This window comes from Pseudarthrobacter sp. rb (genome assembly GCF_056389225.1).
The window spans coordinates 1-1,154 of record NZ_JBWJAR010000056.1; the positions used below are offsets into that span (position 1 = coordinate 1).

Genomic DNA, 1,154 nt, shown 5'->3' on the forward strand with positions numbered 1-1,154 from the left:
GCCGAGTGGGTTGAGTCCCTGGACGCGTTGATCAGGGAACAGGGCACCGAGCGTGCCCAATACATCATGCGGAGCCTGCTGCAGCGCGCCGGCGCGCAGAGCGTGGGGGTGCCGATGGTGACCACCACCGATTACGTGAACACGATCCCGGTGGACCAGGAAGCTGCGTTCCCGGGCAACGAGGAGTTCGAGCGCCGGTACCGGGCGTACATGCGGTGGAACGCCGCGGTCATGGTGCACCGGGCGCAGCGGCCCGATATCGGGGTCGGCGGGCACATCTCCACCTACGCCGGGGCCGCGACCCTGTACGAGGTCGGCTTCAACCACTTCTTCCGCGGCAAGGACCACCCCGGCGGCGGGGACCAGGTCTTTTTCCAGGGCCACGCCTCCCCCGGCATGTACGCCCGGGCATTCATGGAAGGACGCCTGTCCGAGGAAGACCTGGACGGGTTCCGGCAGGAAAAGTCCCGCGAGGGCCACGCCCTGTCCTCCTACCCGCACCCGCGCCTGATGCCGCACTTCTGGGAATTCCCCACGGTGTCCATGGGCATCGGGCCGATGAACGCGATCTACCAGGCCCAGAACAACCGCTACCTGCACAACCGGGGCCTGAAGGACACCTCGGACCAGCAGGTCTGGGCGTTCCTGGGCGACGGTGAAATGGACGAGCCCGAGTCCCGGGGCCTGCTGCAGCTGGCAGCGAACGAGAACCTGGACAACCTGAACTTCGTGATCAACTGCAACCTCCAGCGCCTGGACGGCCCGGTGCGCGGCAACGGCAAGATCATGCAGGAACTCGAAGCGTTCTTCCGCGGCGCGGGCTGGAACGTGATCAAGGTCGTCTGGGGCCGGGAGTGGGATGACCTGCTCACCCGCGACACCGACGGGTCCCTGGTGAAGATCATGAACGAAACCGTCGACGGGGACTACCAGACCTACAAGGCCGAGTCCGGCGGGTTCGTCCGCGAACACTTCTTCGGCAAAACCCCGCAGACCAAGGACCTCGTCGCGGACCTCACCGATGACCAGATCTGGAACCTCAAACGCGGCGGCCACGACTACCGCAAGGTCTACGCCGCCTACAAGGCCGCCACCGAATTCAAGGGCAAACCCACCGTCATCCTCGCCCACACCGTCAAGGGCTACGGCCTGGG

Annotated in this window: 1 pseudogene; it reads left to right on the top strand. The window is 65.9% G+C overall.

What is annotated here, in order from left to right:
- A pseudogene (locus ACWRN3_RS22850) lies at positions 1–1,154 on the top strand (pyruvate dehydrogenase (acetyl-transferring), homodimeric type); the annotation flags it as partial.